Origin of the sequence: Taklimakanibacter albus, assembly GCF_016595235.1 — a bacterium.
Classification (GTDB): domain Bacteria; phylum Pseudomonadota; class Alphaproteobacteria; order Rhizobiales; family Aestuariivirgaceae; genus Taklimakanibacter; species Taklimakanibacter albus.
In genome coordinates, this window is the sequence record NZ_JAENHL010000006.1 from 1,279,891 (window position 1) to 1,296,037 (window position 16,147).

The 16,147-nt window shown below is 64.0% G+C and carries 10 protein-coding genes and 1 tRNA gene; 3 read left to right on the forward strand and 8 right to left on the reverse strand.

Annotation, left to right across the window (positions count from 1 at the left end; translation table 11 throughout):
- Window positions 1-128: 128 nt before the first annotated feature.
- Window positions 129-3,617 (reverse strand): transcription-repair coupling factor, encoded by a 3,489-nt coding sequence (gene mfd, locus JHL16_RS10995; RefSeq protein ID WP_200184859.1) that lies wholly within the window; start codon window positions 3,615-3,617, stop codon window positions 129-131.
- On the reverse strand, window positions 3,614-3,880 hold the full coding sequence (locus tag JHL16_RS11000) for an FAD assembly factor SdhE (protein ID WP_200184860.1): 267 nt from the start codon (window positions 3,878-3,880) through the stop codon (window positions 3,614-3,616). The genes mfd and JHL16_RS11000 overlap by 4 nt, the downstream gene beginning before the upstream one ends.
- A gap of 76 nt (window positions 3,881-3,956) precedes the next feature.
- On the opposite strand from JHL16_RS11000, the gene recG reads away from it, so the two are divergent.
- Window positions 3,957-6,068 carry an ATP-dependent DNA helicase RecG gene (gene recG, locus JHL16_RS11005; protein ID WP_200184861.1) on the forward strand — a complete coding sequence of 704 codons (2,112 nt, stop codon included), beginning with the start codon at window positions 3,957-3,959 and terminating at the stop codon, window positions 6,066-6,068.
- A 9-nt stretch (window positions 6,069-6,077) separates the two neighbouring features.
- Here recG and JHL16_RS11010 read toward each other — a convergent pair whose 3' ends face one another.
- The 6 genes from JHL16_RS11010 to JHL16_RS11035 form a co-directional block, all read right to left on the reverse strand.
- Complete coding sequence (locus tag JHL16_RS11010) at window positions 6,078-6,839, reverse strand: DUF502 domain-containing protein (protein WP_200184862.1); 762 nt, start codon at window positions 6,837-6,839, stop codon at window positions 6,078-6,080.
- Window positions 6,840-7,024: 185 nt separating this feature from the next.
- Window positions 7,025-8,356, reverse strand: coding sequence for an SPOR domain-containing protein (locus JHL16_RS11015; protein WP_200184863.1), 1,332 nt, complete (start codon window positions 8,354-8,356; stop codon window positions 7,025-7,027).
- A gap of 193 nt (window positions 8,357-8,549) precedes the next feature.
- A complete protein-coding gene (glmS, locus tag JHL16_RS11020; RefSeq protein ID WP_200184864.1) occupies window positions 8,550-10,376 on the reverse strand; it encodes a glutamine--fructose-6-phosphate transaminase (isomerizing) in 1,827 nt (608 codons plus the stop codon).
- A 1-nt stretch (window position 10,377) separates the two neighbouring features.
- Window positions 10,378-11,745 (reverse strand): bifunctional UDP-N-acetylglucosamine diphosphorylase/glucosamine-1-phosphate N-acetyltransferase GlmU, encoded by a 1,368-nt coding sequence (glmU, locus tag JHL16_RS11025; protein WP_200184865.1) that lies wholly within the window; start codon window positions 11,743-11,745, stop codon window positions 10,378-10,380.
- Window positions 11,746-12,017: 272 nt separating this feature from the next.
- On the reverse strand, window positions 12,018-13,175 hold the full coding sequence (locus JHL16_RS11030) for a L,D-transpeptidase family protein (protein ID WP_200184866.1): 1,158 nt from the start codon (window positions 13,173-13,175) through the stop codon (window positions 12,018-12,020).
- A gap of 301 nt (window positions 13,176-13,476) precedes the next feature.
- Window positions 13,477-13,551: transfer RNA gene (locus JHL16_RS11035), tRNA-Lys, on the reverse strand.
- A gap of 296 nt (window positions 13,552-13,847) precedes the next feature.
- Here JHL16_RS11035 and JHL16_RS11040 point away from each other — a divergent pair.
- The gene (locus JHL16_RS11040; RefSeq protein ID WP_246770856.1) at window positions 13,848-14,210 is read left to right on the forward strand and encodes a hypothetical protein; all 363 of its coding nucleotides are present in this window, start codon (window positions 13,848-13,850) and stop codon (window positions 14,208-14,210) included.
- A gap of 113 nt (window positions 14,211-14,323) precedes the next feature.
- Window positions 14,324-16,147, forward strand: coding sequence for a potassium/proton antiporter (locus tag JHL16_RS11045; protein WP_200184868.1), 1,824 nt, complete (start codon window positions 14,324-14,326; stop codon window positions 16,145-16,147).

Sequence of the window (16,147 nt, forward strand, 5' to 3'; positions counted from 1 at the left end):
GGAAAGGGGAGTTTTTCAACCATGTCGTCACTGACCTTCCTATACGGGGCCGTCGCCGTGACGGTGATCGCCAATCTCGTTCTGCTGCGTTACTTCCTGACCCGGCCGGACGATACGATCATAGAAGACTAAGCTGCCAGCTTGACCAGCTGGGTCATGATCTGACGGGAGCCCTTGAGGCGTTCCTCCGGCGTGTTCCAGCTGCGCATGATCACCAGCTTCATGTCTGCCGGGCGCAGTTTCGCCAGCGATCCCTGCCCGGTAATCCATTCGACGAGCTTCTTCGGATTGGCGAACTGATCGCCCCGGAAGCCGATCACCGCCCCCTTCGGCCCGGCATCGACGCTCGCCACATTGGCCTTGCGGCACAGAAGCTTGATCGAGACGACATCGAGTAAATGTTTCACCTCTTCCGGGACACGCCCGAACCGGTCATGCAGCTCGGCGCCGAAGGCTTCGAGATCGGTCTCCTCCTGGAGATCGGCGAGCCGGCGATACAACCCCAAGCGCAGTTGCAGATCCGGCACATAGGGCTCGGGGATGAGAACCGAGGTGCCGATATTGATCTGCGGCGACCAGGTGCCTTCGGCCTCGAGCGTCTCTTCGCCGGTGCGCAATTTGGCCACCGCCTCTTCGAGCATCGTCTGATAGAGCTCGTAGCCCACTTCCTTCACATGGCCCGACTGCTCGTCGCCAAGCAGATTGCCGGCGCCGCGGATATCGAGATCGTGGCTCGCCAGCGTGAAGCCGGCGCCCAGTGAATCGAGCGACTGCAGTACCTTGAGGCGCTTCTCCGCCGCCGCGGTCAGCGTGCGGTTGGCTTGTGTCGTCAGCAGCGCATAAGCGCGCTGTTTGGAGCGCCCGACGCGGCCGCGGATCTGATAGAGCTGGGCCAGGCCGAACATGTCGGCGCGATGCACGATCAGCGTGTTGGCGGTCGGAATGTCGAGGCCGGATTCGACGATGGTGGTCGAGAGCAGCACATCGAACTTGCGGTCATAGAAGCCGCTCATGATGTCTTCGAGCTCGGTCGGCGCCATGCGGCCATGGGCGGTGCGGAATTTTATCTCCGGTACATGGTTGCGCAGGAAGTCCGCCTGCTCCTCGAGATCGGAGACGCGCGGACAGACATAGAAGCTCTGGCCGCCGCGGAAATGCTCGCGCAGCAGGGACTCGCGGATGACCACCGGATCGAAGGGCGAAATATAGGTCCTGACCGCCAGGCGATCGAGCGGCGGCGTGGTGATGAGCGAAAGCTCGCGCACGCCCGACAGAGCGAGCTGCAAGGTGCGCGGGATCGGCGTCGCGGTCAGCGTCAGCACATGCACATTGGCGCGGAGTTCTTTGAGCCGCTCCTTGTGCTTGACGCCGAAATGCTGCTCCTCGTCGATGATGAGAAGCCCCAGATCGCGGAACTTGACGCTGTCGGCCAGGAGCGCGTGGGTGCCGACCACGATGTCGATCTCGCCCTTGGCGAGACCGTCCCTGACCGCCTCGATCTCCTTGCGCCCGACAAGGCGCGAAGCCTGGGCAAGCCTCAACGGCAGGCCCTGGAAGCGCTGCGAGAAGGTGGCGAAATGCTGGCGCGACAACAACGTCGTCGGTACCACCACCGCCACCTGCTTGCCGTTCATCGCCGCGACGAAAGCGGTGCGCAGCGCCACTTCGGTCTTGCCGAAGCCGACATCGCCGCAGATGAGCCGGTCCATCGGGCGGCCCTTCTGCAGGTCTTCCAAGGTCGCCTCGATGGCGGCAAGCTGGTCTTCGGTCTCCTCATAGGGGAACCGGGCGCAGAATTCGTCATAGAGCCCATCGGGCGGCGGCAGGACTTCGCCGGGCTTCAGCTCGCGCGCCGCCGCGGTCTTGATCAGATTCTCGGCGATCTCGCGGATGCGCTCCTTGAGCTTCGCTTTCTTGGCCTGCCACGCGCCGCCGCCGAGGCGATCGAGCTGGGCGCCCTCCTCGTCCGAGCCATAGCGCGACAGGAGTTCGATATTCTCGACGGGGAGGAACAGCCGGTCATTGCCGGCATACATGATGAACAGGCAGTCATGCGGCGCGCCCTGCACCTCGATGGTCTTGAGGCCCTCGAAGCGGCCAAGACCGTGATCGACATGGACGACGAGATCGCCCGGCGCCAGCGCTGACAGCTCCGAAATGAAATCGGCGGCCTTCTTGGCCTTGCGGCCACGCCTGACCAGGCGGTCGCCCAATATGTCCTGCTCGGACAAGATCGCGAGATCGCTCGTCTCGAAGCCGGCCTCGAGCCCCAACACGATGATGCTGACGATGTCCTTGGGCCGCTTCTTGACCCCGGCCCAGTCCGCCGCTTGCGCCAGCGGCGACACGTCGTGATCGCGCAGGATGGTTTCGAGGCGTTCGGCCGAGCCTTCCGACCAGGTGGCGATGACCACCTGCTTGCCGGCGGTCCTGAGCGCATTGGCGTGCCCGCGCACCGCCTCATAGACATTGGCGCCGGCCTCGGCGCGCTCGGCGGCGAAGCTCCGCCCCTGCTTGCCGCCCATCGACAGCACCGGCGCGTTGGCGCTTTCCGGCGTCTCGAACGGCGTGAAGGCGAGCACGGATCGGTCGGCGAGAAGCTCGGTCCATTGCTGTTGCGTAAGATAGAGCGCGTCCGGCTTCATCGGCTTGTAAGGCGCCGCGCCGAAAGTCTCCTGGGTCAGGGCTTCCCGCCGCGCGTCATAGAATTCGGCGATCTGATCGAGCCTCGCGGTGATCGCCTCGTCGGCCGAATGATCGAGCGACACGGCGCCGTCGCGCGCATGGTCGAAGATCGTTTCCAGCCGCTCATGGAAGAGCGGCAACCAGTGCTCCATTCCCTGGTAGCGCCGGCCACTGGTGACCGATTCATAGAGCGGGTCGTTGATGTCGAGCCCGCCAAAGGCCGCCGCATAGGAGATGCGGAAACGGCCGATCGATTCGGGGGTGAGCAGCACTTCGCTGGCCGGATGCAGCACCAGCGAGCGCAGCGTGCCGGTGGAGCGCTGCGACTGCGGATCGAAGCGGCGCACCGATTCGAGCGCATCGCCGAAGAAATCGAGCCGGACCGGCCCCTCGGCCCCCGGCGGATAGATATCGATGATGCCGCCACGGACGGCGAAATCGCCGGCATCGACCACGGTCCCGGTGCGCGAATAGCCGTTGTGCTGCAGGAAGAGCTGCAGCTTCTCGGTATCGACATACTGGCCGGGCGCGGCGGAGAAGGTCGTCTCGGCGATCACGCGGCCTTCCGGCAGGCGCTGCAACACCGCATTGACGCTGGTCAGCAGGATGCGCGGCGCCTTGGTGGGAACGGCGAGCGCCGCCAGCGCCGCGAGGCGGCGCGCCACCACATTGGCGGCCGGCGACACGCGGTCGTAAGGCAGGCAGTCCCAGGCCGGAAACGAGATCACCTCGACATCTGGGGCGAAGAACGCCAAAGCCTCGGCGAGGCTCGCCATGCGCTGGTCGTCGAGCGCCACATGGACGAGCGGCTTGCCCTTGAGAAGCCGCGCCGCCTCGGCGGCCGCCATCGCATCGAGGCCTTCGAGCACTCCCGATAAGATGGTGCGCCCGGACATAGCCAGGCGTTCGGTGAGGCGTTTGCTGTCGATCATGGTCGGTAGGTCAGTAGCGCCTTGAGGGTTGGCGTCGCATAGGACTGCGGAACCGGTATTTCACCCAGGAGCCAGCTCATCAATTCCGGGTCCGGCAGATCGATGAGGGTTTCGAGCTCATCGAGCTCGGCGGCGCTGAACTTATCCAGACGGGAACGCACGAAACCACCCAACAGCATGTCCAGCTCGCGCGTGCCGCGATGGCTGGCGCGCCAGAGGAGCCGCTTGCGGCGGGTCTCGGTTGTCTCCGGAAGGGTGGTCATGGGCCGCCCTGCTTAGCGGCTGGCAGGGCCTAGCGCAATGACTTGCGCGAAGCCCTCCTAATCGTGAAATTGGGGCATGCGTCCGCCTCGCCTCAATCCCCTGTTCGCCAGCGCCACCAGCCTCAAGGGCATCGGGCCCAAGCTCGACAAGGTGCTCGCCAAATTGCTGCGCCCTGCCGCACCGGCAAATTCGCCGGCGCGCATCGTCGATCTCCTGTTCCATCTGCCTTCCGGCCTGATCGACCGACGCGAAAGGCCGAAGCTCGACGCTTTGCCCGAAAAGGGCATCGTCACGGTCGAGGTGACGGTCGGCAAGCATCGCTCGCCGCCGCCGCATCTGAAGCGCCTGCCCTACCGGGTCGACTGTTTCGACGACACCGGTACGCTGACCTTGGTGTTCTTCCACGCTTTCGCCGATCACCTGCAGCGGCTGCTGCCGCCGGGCGAGACGCGTTTCGTCTCGGGCGCCGTCGACTGGTTCCAGGGCTCGCCGCAGATCGCCCATCCCGATCACGTCGTCTCGGCCGATGAATTCGCCAAGATGCCGCTGATCGAGCCGGTCTATCCGATGACCGCCGGGCTATCGCCAAAAATCCTCGGCCGGGCGATGCGGGCGGGCCTCGAGCAGTTGCCCGAGCTTCCCGAATGGCAGGACCTGGCCTGGCTGCGCAAGAAGGACTGGCCCGATTTCGTCTCGTCCTTGCGCAAGCTGCACCAGCCTGAGACGCATGAGGATCTCGCGCTCACCAGACCGGAACACATGCGGCTCGCTTATGACGAGCTTCTCGCCAATCAGCTCGCTCTGTCGCTGGTGCGCAAGCATATGAAGCGCAAGGCCGGGCGGCAGCTTCCCGGCACCGGCGACATCCGCGCCCGCATCGTGGCGGCGCTGCCCTATTCGCTCACGGCCTCGCAGCAGTCCTCGCTCGCCGAGATCCTGCGCGACATGGCGGCGCCCGAGCGCATGCTGCGCCTGCTGCAGGGCGATGTCGGCTCCGGCAAGACGGTGGTGGCGGTGCTGGCGCTGGCGGCGGCGGTCGAATCCGGCACGCAAGGCGCTCTTATGGTGCCGACCGAAATCCTGGCGCGCCAGCATTTCGCGACGCTGACGCCGCTCTGCGCGCGCGCCGGCTTGCGCCTCGCTCTCCTCACCGGTCGCGAAAAAGGCCGCACCCGCGACGACCTCCTGGCGGCGCTCGCCGCAGGCGAGATCGATATTCTCGTCGGCACCCACGCTCTGTTCCAGGACGACGTCGCCTTCCATGATCTGGGCCTCGTCGTCATCGACGAGCAGCATCGCTTCGGCGTGCATCAGCGCCTGGCGCTGCAGGCCAAGGCGCAGGACGCCGATCTCCTGGTCATGACCGCGACGCCGATCCCACGCACTCTGGCGCTCACCGTCTATGGCGACATGGATGTGTCGAAGCTCACCGAGAAACCGGCCGGGCGCCAGCCGGTCGACACGCGCGTCATGCCGTCCGAGCGCATGGACGAAGTCATCGACGGCCTGCGCCGGCTTCTCGCCAATAATGGCCGCGCTTATTGGATCTGCCCGCTGGTCGAGGAAAGCGAGCTCGTCGACCTCGCCGCCGCCGAGGATCGCGCCAAGGCACTGGCCGAGACCTTCCCGGGCCGCACCGGCCTCGTCCATGGCCGCATGAAGGCGGCCGAGAAGGACGCCGCCATGGCGCGCTTCAAATCGGGTGAGATCGGGGTTCTCGTCTCGACCACGGTGGTCGAGGTCGGCGTCGACGTGCCGGAAGCGACCGTGATGGTCATCGAGAATGCCGAGCGCTTCGGCTTGGCCCAGCTGCATCAATTGCGCGGCCGTGTCGGACGCGGCACCGGCAAGTCGACCTGTCTGCTGCTCTATCAGGGCAAGCTCGGCGAGACCGCCAAGGCCCGCCTCACCATCATGCGCGAGACGGAGGACGGCTTCCGCATCGCCGAAGAGGATCTGCGTCTGCGCGGCGCCGGCGAGATGCTGGGCACGCGCCAGGCCGGGCTTCCAGTGTTCAAGCTCGCCGACATCGTCGAGCATGCCGACCTGCTCGCCGCCGCCCGCGACGATGCCGGCCTCATACTGGCGCGCGATCCCAATCTCGCAACCCCGCGCGGCGACGCCTTGCGATCTCTGCTCTATTTATTCGAACGTGATGATGCGGTGCGGCTGATTTCGGCAGGCTGAGCGGAAACCCTAATCCTCAGTGCCGGTCTTCTTCTCCGGCATCTGCAGGAGACGCTGCGCCATGTCCTGGTTGATATTGGCGGAGACCGTGCGCACCTGCTCGCTGCCTTCCGGGAAGACGAGGCCCATCGAGATCACCATCTTGGCGGCGTCCTCGACCGGCATGTCGATGATGCGCACGTCGCTCACATCGACGAAATAGACATAGCCGGAGGTCGGGTTGGGCGTGGTCGAGATATAGACCGCATACATCTGGCGGCCGGGCTCGAGCCCGATCTGCCCGCCATCGACTTCCCGCGACACGAAGACCAGCGAATATATGCCTTTGCGTGGCCATTCGATGAGGCCGACATTGCGGAAGCTGGCGCCCGATTGCGAGAACAGCGTCTCGAAGATCTGCTTGGTGCCTTTGTAGACCGAGCGCACAACGGGCGTACGGTTGAGGAGCCGGTCCCAGAAGGCGAGGATCGTACGGCCGACGAGATTGGCGGCGAGCGCCCCGATGAGCGTGATGCCGAGCAGTGCGAAGATGAGGCCGATCCCGGGAATGCGGAACGGCAGGTAATGGCCGGGATCGAGCACGACCGGGATGAGCGGCCTCAGCCAAGCATCGAACAAGGTTACGAACCAGTAAGATGCCCAAAGCGTGATGGCGATGGGCGCCGTGACGACGATACCGGTCAGAAAATAGGTCCTGAGCTTGGCGCCGAAGGAACTTGACGTTACCGGTGCCGGCTTGGGCTCATCGGACATGTTCTGGGGTGAGGACATTTCCCTTTTGTGCATGACCCCAAGGTCTTGCGCAAGCAGGGACCGCCCTCACCTCAGCGCGGGATGCGAAAAAGTGGATACCGGTTTTTCGCGAGAATCCCGCGCCAACACTCAAGAATCGATCACGTTTATGAGTTTGGATCGGATCGATCCAAACTCATCGTGATCTAGAGATCACGGAAGCGTTATGAGTCGATCTTGCTGACGAAGCAGGTGACACCGCGCGACTTGAGCTTGCCGCAGGCCGACTGGGCGTCCGACTGCGAGTCGAAGCCGCCGAGCCGCAGGCGGTAATAGACGCCCTTCTTGCCGAGATCGGCGCGCACCACGACGGGCTTCATGTCATTGAGCGCCTTGTGACGGGCCTTGAGCTTGTCCCAGGTTCCCCAGGCGAGCTTCTCGTCACGCGCCGACGACAGCTGGACCGACCAGCCGGTGAGCTGGACATCGCTGCTCTGCGTCGCGGGTTCGGCCGCCTGCTCCTCGGTGGCCGGCGCCGTATCGGTGGTCGCGGGTTCGGGCAATGCCTCGACCGCGACGATCTGCTCGACCGGCTTCGCTTCAACCGGCTTGGACTCGACCGCCTTGGCCGCCGGCTTCGCTTCATTGGGCTCCGGAATGGCGTCGGCCTGGATCGTATAACCCGAATTGGCGGGCTCGACATCCGACACCGGCTCGGCGGACGCCATTTGCGGGCCATCCTCGGGCGGAATGCGGTCGGAGATTTCCTTCACCGGCTTGACCGGAACCGCCTTGACCATCTGTACCGGCAGGTCGCCGACGAGCTGCATCGGCGGCTTGACGGCCTCAGGCAGTGTATCCTTGCGCACGACCTGCTCGGGCGAGGTCGTGATCGACGCGGTGATCAGGCCGGCGTCGGGCTGGACGGCCGCATCGGCGACCGCCGGCAGAGCGCCCAAGGCGGCGAGCTTGGTGCGCGCCGGCTCGAAATTCGGATTGATCGCGATCGCGTTGTTGAGCGCCGCCTGCGCTTCCGGCATGCGGTGCAGCTGTTCAAAGGCAAGCCCCTCGCCGTAATAGACGAGGTGCGGCTGCGGATGCTTGAAGCGCAGCGCCTTTTCGTAATCGCTCAGTGCAAAGAGGAGTTGGCCGCTCTCGCGCAGCACATTGCCGCGCAGATAATAGGCGTGCGAGAATTCCGGATCGAGGAACAGAGCGCTGGTGAAGTCCTCGATGGCGAGTACCGGGTGCTTGAGCTTCTGCTGCGACAACCCGCGATTATAGAGTGCGGTGGCGCGCAATTTGCCGCTCATCGCATCCACTCTGAGGGCGGCGGTATAATCATCGACCGCGCGGGAATGATCGCCCGCCTGCTGATAGGCGTAGCCCCGGTTGATCAGCGCGTTGGCCAGCTGCTCAGGACCAAGATCGCGGGCTTCGATCGCCGCCGAATAACCGGCGATCGCCGTCTGCGTATCTCCGGCCTGGAGCGCGGTGCGCGCCGCCGCCGAAAGACTGGTGGATGAATTCTGGTTCGTGGCAATTGTGCCGCCCACCGCCGCAGGCGCGGCAAGAAAAACGGCACATACACTCACAAGCAATACTGACCGGACTCTCATGAGGACTGAGAGTGGCTGATTAAGGTTAAAGCTTAGCTAAAAGGCGCCCGATCGGAAGAAGTGGCTTTGAGCCTGTTAACATTAAGATTTCGGTCATAATTATCGCCTCAGGACGACGGCGGCCGCAGGCCTATTCGACCGTCACCGACTTCGCCAGGTTGCGCGGCTGGTCCACATCCGTGCCCATGAAAACGGCCGCGTGATAGGCCAGAAGCTGGACCGGCAGGGCATAGAGCAAGGGGCTCAATATGCTATGCGCCCTGGGCACCCGGATGCGCTGGAAGGTCCGCTGGCCATGCGCCTCGAGCCCCTCGTCGTCGGTCAAGAGAACGATCTTGCCGCCTCTTGCCGCCACCTCCTCCATATTGGAGACGGTCTTGTCGAAGAGGTCGTCGCGCGGCGCGATGACGATGACCGGCACATTCTCGTCGATGAGCGCGATCGGCCCGTGCTTCAGCTCGCCCGCCGCATAACCTTCGGCGTGGATATAGGAAATTTCCTTGAGCTTGAGGGCGCCTTCGAGGGCGATCGGGTAATTCACCCCGCGGCCCAGATAGAGCACGTCCTGGGCATGCGCCACTTCGCGCGCCACATCGGCGATATGTTTCTCTTCCTTCAGGATCTCGGCCATATGGCGCGGCGCCTCGATCAGTGCACCGATCAATTCGCGCTCCTGCTCGCGGGTGATGGCGCCCCGCGCTTTGGCGGCGGCGACCGCCAGGGCCGCCAGCACGGTGAGCTGGCAGGTGAAGGCCTTGGTCGAGGCGACGCCGATCTCGGGCCCCGCATAGGTGAAGATGGCGGCGTCCGCCTCGCGCGCGATGGTCGAGCCCGGCACATTGACGAGCGCCACGGTCTCCTGGCCCTGCGACTTGCAGTAGCGCAGCGCCGCCAGCGTGTCGGCGGTCTCGCCCGACTGCGAAATGACGATCGCCGCGCCGTTCTTCGGCATCGGCGCCTCGCGATAGCGGAATTCAGACGCGATATCGACCTCGGTCGGCAGCCGCGCATAACGCTCGAACCAGTATTTGGCCGTAAGGCCGGCGAGATAGGCGGTGCCGCAGGCGGTGATGGTGAGCCGGTCGAGCTTGGCGAAGTCGATCTTCACCTGCTCCGGCAGCCTCGCCGCGCGTTCGGAGAAATCGGCATATTCGGCGAGCGTGCGGCCGACCACTTCCGGCTGCTCGGCGATCTCCTTGGCCATGAAATGCCGATGCTTGCCCTTGTCCGCCATGAAGGCCGAGGCTTGCGTGAAATTCATCGGCCGCTTGATCTTGGCGCCTTTGGCGTCATGGATATCGAACGAATTGCGGGTCAGCACCACCCAGTCGCCGTCTTCGAGATAGGTCACCCGGTTGGTGAAGGGTGCGAGCGCAATGGCATCGGAGCCCAGATACATCTGTCCATCGCCATGGCCGACGGCGAGCGGCGCGCCCATGCGGGCGCCGATCATCAGGTCGTGCTCGCCCGAAAACAGGACGGCGAGCGCGAAGGCGCCTTCGAGCCGGCCCAGCACGTTGGCGACCGCCTCCTTGGGGGCCGAGCCCCTGGCGCGTTCGCGCGCGATCAGATGCGCCACCACCTCGGTGTCGGTCTGGGACGTGAAGACATAACCGTCCTTCTGCAGCTCGTCCTTCAGCGGCTTGAAGTTCTCGATGATGCCGTTATGCACGATGACGACATCGCCCGAGACATGCGGATGCGCATTGGCCTCGTTGGGCACGCCATGGGTGGCCCAGCGTGTATGGCCGATGCCGGTCGTGCCCTTGATCTCCGTCGTCTTCAGCTTGTCTTCGAGATTGTGGAGCTTGCCGGGCGCCCGCAGCCTCTCGACCTTGCCGCCCTCGATCGTGGCGATGCCGGCTGAATCATAGCCACGATATTCGAGCCGCTTCAGCGCCTCAACGATGCTGCGCGCGACGGGCTCGCTGCCCAGGATTCCGACGATGCCACACATATTACGACTTGCCCCTCTTCTCTTTCTTGGCCTTCTTCAGCTCGCGGTATTTCTTCGCCCAGCCCGGCTTCACCGCCTGCTGGCCGCGTGCGATCGCGAGCGCATGCTCGGGAACATCCCCGGTGATGACGCTGCCTGCCGCTATGTTGGAGGCGTCACCCAGCTTGACCGGCGCCACCAGCGCCGTGTTCGAGCCGACAAAGACGTCCGAACCGATTTCGGTCAGATGTTTTTCATAGCCGTCGTAATTGCAGGTGATCGTGCCTGCCCCGATATTGCTGCGCGCGCCCACGCGTGCATCGCCGATATAGGTCAGGTGATTGGCCTTGGCGCCCTCGCCGATCGTCGCCTTCTTGATCTCGACGAAATTACCGATATGGGCGTTGCGGCCGATCTCGGCGCCGGGCCTGAGCCTGGCGAAGGGTCCGATCCGCGCGCCGTCCGAAACCGTGGCCCCTTCGATATGCGAGAACGCCAGGATCTCGACATTGTCGCCGATCTTCACCTTGGGCCCGATGACGACATGGGGCTCGATCGTCACATCCTTGCCGATCTCGGTATCGGCCGAGAGGAACACCGATGCGGGATCGATCAGCGTCGCGCCATTGTCCATGGCGCCCTGCCGATAGCGGGCCTGCAGCAGGCCTTCGATCTGGGCGAGCTGCGCCCTGGTATTGACGCCATGGACCTCGGCCTCCGGACATTCGGCCAGCGCCACCTGGCGCTCCCCGGCGACGGTAAGGCCGACGAGATCGGTCAGATAGAATTCATGCTTGGCGTTGTTGTTGTCGATCCTGGGCAGGAGCTCCCACAGGAGCTTCGCCCTTATGGCGATGAAGCCCGAATTGCACAGGTCGATGCGCCGCTCGTCGACGGTGGTGTCGAGCTCCTCGCGGATGGCGACGAGCTTGCCGGAGCGGTTCTGGATGAGACGGCCATAGCCGGTCGGATTGGCGGCGCGAAAGCCCAGGACGGCGAGCGGGCTTTCATCGCTCACCGCGTCGGCGAGCGCCGTGATGGTTTCGGTGCGGATGAGCGGCACGTCGCCATAAAGAACCAGCACGGTGCCGTCGAAGCCCTGGAGCCCGTCCTTGGCGATGCCGACCGCATGGGCGGTGCCCTGGCGTTTCTCCTGGATGGCGATGACGGCGTCGGGCGCCACCTGGTGCGCTTCCGCCCCCACTTCCGGCATGTCCGGTCCGGCGATAACCACGGTCCGCTGCGGCCTGGCCGCCGCCGCCGAGTGCAGCACATGGCTGAGCAAGGTCCGCCCGGCCGCCTTGTGCAGCACCTTGGGGAAGTCGGAACGCATGCGCGTGCCCTTCCCGGCGGCGAGGACAACTACGGCGATGGGCTGGGATTTGGGCATGGTCGGTCGAGCTCTCCACTAGCGCGTGATCAGGAAAAGTGGGTACCGGTTTTCCGTCCGATCACGCGCTAAATATAGGATTCCGATCACGATCACTTTAGGTCGATTCGACCTAAAGTGATCGTGATCTAGCGGGGCCGGCAAGTTAGACACCAAGGTTTGAACAGTTTCTTACAGGGCCCATCCGGCGTCCGGGAGGAAAGTCAACACCCTTTCCCGTAGGCTAATTTGAGGCGTCCATAAGCAACAGCCGGCGCCTGGCATGCCGGCCGTCAATTCGTGGATTGGGCGCCGCGCGGCTCCGGCTGGCCGAGGACGAAGCCTTTGCCATCCAGATGATAGATATCGGGCCGGAAATTGATGGCGCCCTCGGGCGTCGCCCAGGCGGTCAGATACATGAAACGGACGCTCGTCGGCTCCTGCACCTTCAGCTCATAGGGCTGCCGCGTCGAGATGATCTGGTCGTACTGGGTGGGGCTGTAATCCCCCTGATCCCGGAGCACCCAGTCGATGACGGTTTGCACCTGGTCGACCCGGATGCAGCCCGAGCTTTCGAACCGGGAATTGCTGCCGAACAATTCGCGGTGCGGCGTATCATGCATGTAGACCATGAACTTGTTGGGGAAGTTGATCTTCACCGTGGCAAGGGCATTGTTCTCGCCGGGGTCCTGACGGAAGAAATAACGCTCGGGCGGCGTATTCGGCCAGTCGACCGTCGACGGGTCGATTTCCGGACCACCGACCCCGTCGAATACCCGGATCTGCATCTTCGAGAGATAGCTGCGGTCCTTGAGATAATGCGGAACGATGTCGCGCTCGACGATCGAGGCCGGAATCTTCCAATAGGGATTGAAGGTCACGTCGCTGACCGTACTCACCAGGGTCGGCGACGGGCGGTCGAGCTTTCCCGCCACGATATTGTGACGCGAGAAGACCCGGCCGTCTTCGACGGTCTCGAGCTGCAGCGACGGGATATTGACAAGGATGGCGCGCCGCCCGAGATCCTGCGCATAGGCCGCGACCCGGGGCTGATTTTCGATCAGCGTGGCGAGGCGGGCCTCGGCCGGGATATTGAGTTCGACGAGTGTGCGGTCGCCGACCGTGCCGGTCGGCGCCACGCCGTGATTGACCTGAAACGCCTTGACCGCCTCGACCATCTCGGCGTCGTACAGCGAGCCATTGGGTCCGCCGAGCGTCTCGAAAGGCAGGTAGTTCTCGAAGATCAGGCGCTGGCGCAGCAAAAGCACCTGCTCGCCTTTGGCGCCCTTGGCGAGCTTCTTGCTGGTGATCTGCGGCCAGCCGCCACTCTTGACGATCAGTTTGTACAGAGTGACCGCATCGGCCAGCGCCTGCTCCGTGCCAGGGGTCAGCATCGCCAGCTCATCATTATTGGCGACGATCTGGGTGCGGGTGGCGAGCTTGCTGGACACGGGGGCCTCAGCGGCGGCCGGGGCCGCGGCCCCGTTGTCCTGCGTGGTCTGCGCGAAAACCGGCGCGGACGCCAGGCTAAGCAAAAGCACTGCCATGGCCACGCCATGACGCGGGCCGAATTGCCGGGGTGATTCCATTACTGACCTGAGCCCTCTCGCAGAAGCGAATCCCTCGATCACAGTCGCCGGGACTGCTCGAAAACATTGATTTTCTGGGATATTTTCCCGTTGCCCTGCGTGTTACCGCGAAAAAAAGCCGAGATTAAGGTCGGGCCGGGATTTCGCAACTGCTTGATTTCGTTGGTGAGCCCGGATGGGTTCGAACCATCGACCCTCTGATTAAAAGTCAGATGCTCTACCACTGAGCTACGGGCCCACATCGAAAGGCGGGCGGACCATAGTTGCGCCGGACCGGCGGGTCAATAGAAGCCTTCGGAGCCTGTTGATCAACTCGCCCTCCTGCCGACGGGCGGTCCATCCTGGGTGCCGGCATCATCCCATTCGCGGAGTAGCCTCTGCGCGAAATAATTCGCCATGCCCTACTGCCCTCAGCATCGCTAAGCCATTAACATTTAACGAAAATCAGAGGCATCTTCCCGGCGTCGTTCTGTTCGTGATATGCAACAATATTCCGGGCGACCGGCGGTTGGGAGGACGGCAATGAAAATCTATATGGCCCTTGCGGCCATGATCCTGGTTGCGGGTTGCGCATCCAAGTCCGAGAATATTCAGGCGACCTATATGTCGCCGATGCTCTACGAATCCTACTCGTGCGAACAACTCGCCCAGGAAGGACACAGAGTGGCCGCCCGTGCTGCTGAAGTGGCCGGCGTCCAGGACAAGAACCGCCAGAACGACACGATCAAGACAACCGTCGGCGTCATCCTGTTCTGGCCGATTCTGTTCGCCAATGAAGGCGACGGCCAGACCGCCGCCGAGCTGGCGCAACTCAAGGGCCAGAAGAAGGCCATCGAGGAAGCATCGATCAAGAAGAACTGCGGCATTCGCTTCGAAAATACCAACGGCAGCAAATAGTTGCACTGAATAACTCAACTGCTGGACGAACCGCGACAGCGTCGTTCGGCAGCTTGAATTTTCTCCGTACAGATCGCTTGGTCAATCGCAAGAGCCTCTGCTAAGGCACGAGGATGGAGCAGATAGGCCTAATCAATCTCGGATTGTTGTTTCTCGCCCTCCTCATCCTGGTCGGCATCGCTTCGAGCTTGATCGCCACTCGTTTCGGCGCGCCCTTGCTGCTCGTCTTCCTCATCATCGGCATGCTGGCCGGCGAGGATGGGCCCGGCGGCATCGTTTTCAACGACTACCGGCTGACCTACATGGTCGGCACCGTGTCGCTGGCGATCATCCTGTTCGACGGCGGTCTCAGGACCAGGCTCGCCGTCTTCCGCGGCAGTCTCCTGCCGGCGAGCCTCCTGGCGACGGTCGGCGTGGTCATCACCGCCGCTTTGACCGGCGCGCTCGCCTGCCTGGTGCTCGGCCTCTCCTGGCTCGAGGGCCTGCTGCTCGGCGCCATCGTCAGCTCGACCGACGCCGCCGCCGTCTTCTTCCTGATGCGCGCCGGCGGCCTGCAGTTGCGCCGCCGCGTCGCCGCGGCGCTCGAGATCGAATCGGGCACCAACGACCCCTTCGCCGTCTTCCTCACCATCGTCCTGGTCGAGCTGATCCTGCTTGGCCCCCACGGCTCCAGCATGGATGTCGTCATCCTGCTTGTCCGCCAGGTCGCCATCGGCACCGTGGCGGGGGTCGTCGGCGGCTATCTCCTGGTCCAGGCGCTGAACCGCATGGCGCTGCCCTCGGGCCTGCACCCGCTTTTCGCCATCACGGCCGCACTCGCCATCTATGCCGCCGCCGCGTCGGTCGAAGGCTCGGGCTTCCTCGCGGTCTATCTGGCCGGCCTCGTCCTCGGCAACCGTCCCACCCGCGCCTTTCCTTCCATCCTGACCTTCCATGACGCCGCGACCTGGCTTTGCCAGATCCTGATGTTCCTGGTGCTGGGCCTGCTCGTCACCCCCTCCAAGCTCCTGGGCTATCTGCTGCCCGCCATCCTGATCGCGGTGTTCCTGATCGTCATTGCAAGGCCGGTGGCGGTCTGGCTGTGCCTCTGGCCCTTCTCTTTCACCGCGCGCGAAAAGTCCTTCATCTCCTGGGTGGGCCTGCGCGGCGCGGTGTCGATCTTCCTCGCCGCCATCCCCACGCTGTCCGGCGTCGCCAATGCCGAGCTCTATTTCAATGTCGCCTTCGTCGCGGTCTTCATCTCGCTGCTCGTCCAGGGCTGGACGCTCACCGCGGTGGCGCGCGGCCTCGGCGTCGCTTTGACCGAGACGGCGCCCGAGACCCAGCGCGTCGAGATCGACCTGCCCGGCCAGACCAATCGCGAGATGGTCGGCTTCCCGATCATCGCCAACAGCCCCATCCTGACCCGCACCGACCTGCCCACCTGGGTCCAGCCGATAATGGTGGCGCGCGATGAGAAGGTGGTCACCTGGGCCGAGGCGAAGACACTGGTCCCCGGTGACTATGCCTATTTCCTGGTGCCGACCGAGCGGGCCCAGCGCCTCGACCGCCTGTTCGCCCCCTCCGATGCCATCCAGTCGCACCATCCGGTGGCCGCCTTCAACTTCACCGGCGATATCTCGCTGAAGGAGCTCGCCACCGCCTATGGCCTTGCGGTGCCGGAAGATATCGAAGGCCTCACCATCACCGAGGCGTTCCGGCTGCGTTGTGAAGACCGTATCGGCATGGGCGATCGCATCCAGATGGGCCCCGCTTCGTTGACGGTGTCCGAACTCGACGGCGAGGACGTGAAACAGGCTTCGCTCGAAATCGACGAGGTCGAGCTGCCGCCCGGCAAGACGGCGGTACCTTTAAGCAAATTCGGGCTGGGTCAGCTCCAGGCCTTCGTCGCCAGGCTCGCCGAGCGCCTCAACCCCATCGCCAAGAAGAGCCCTTAG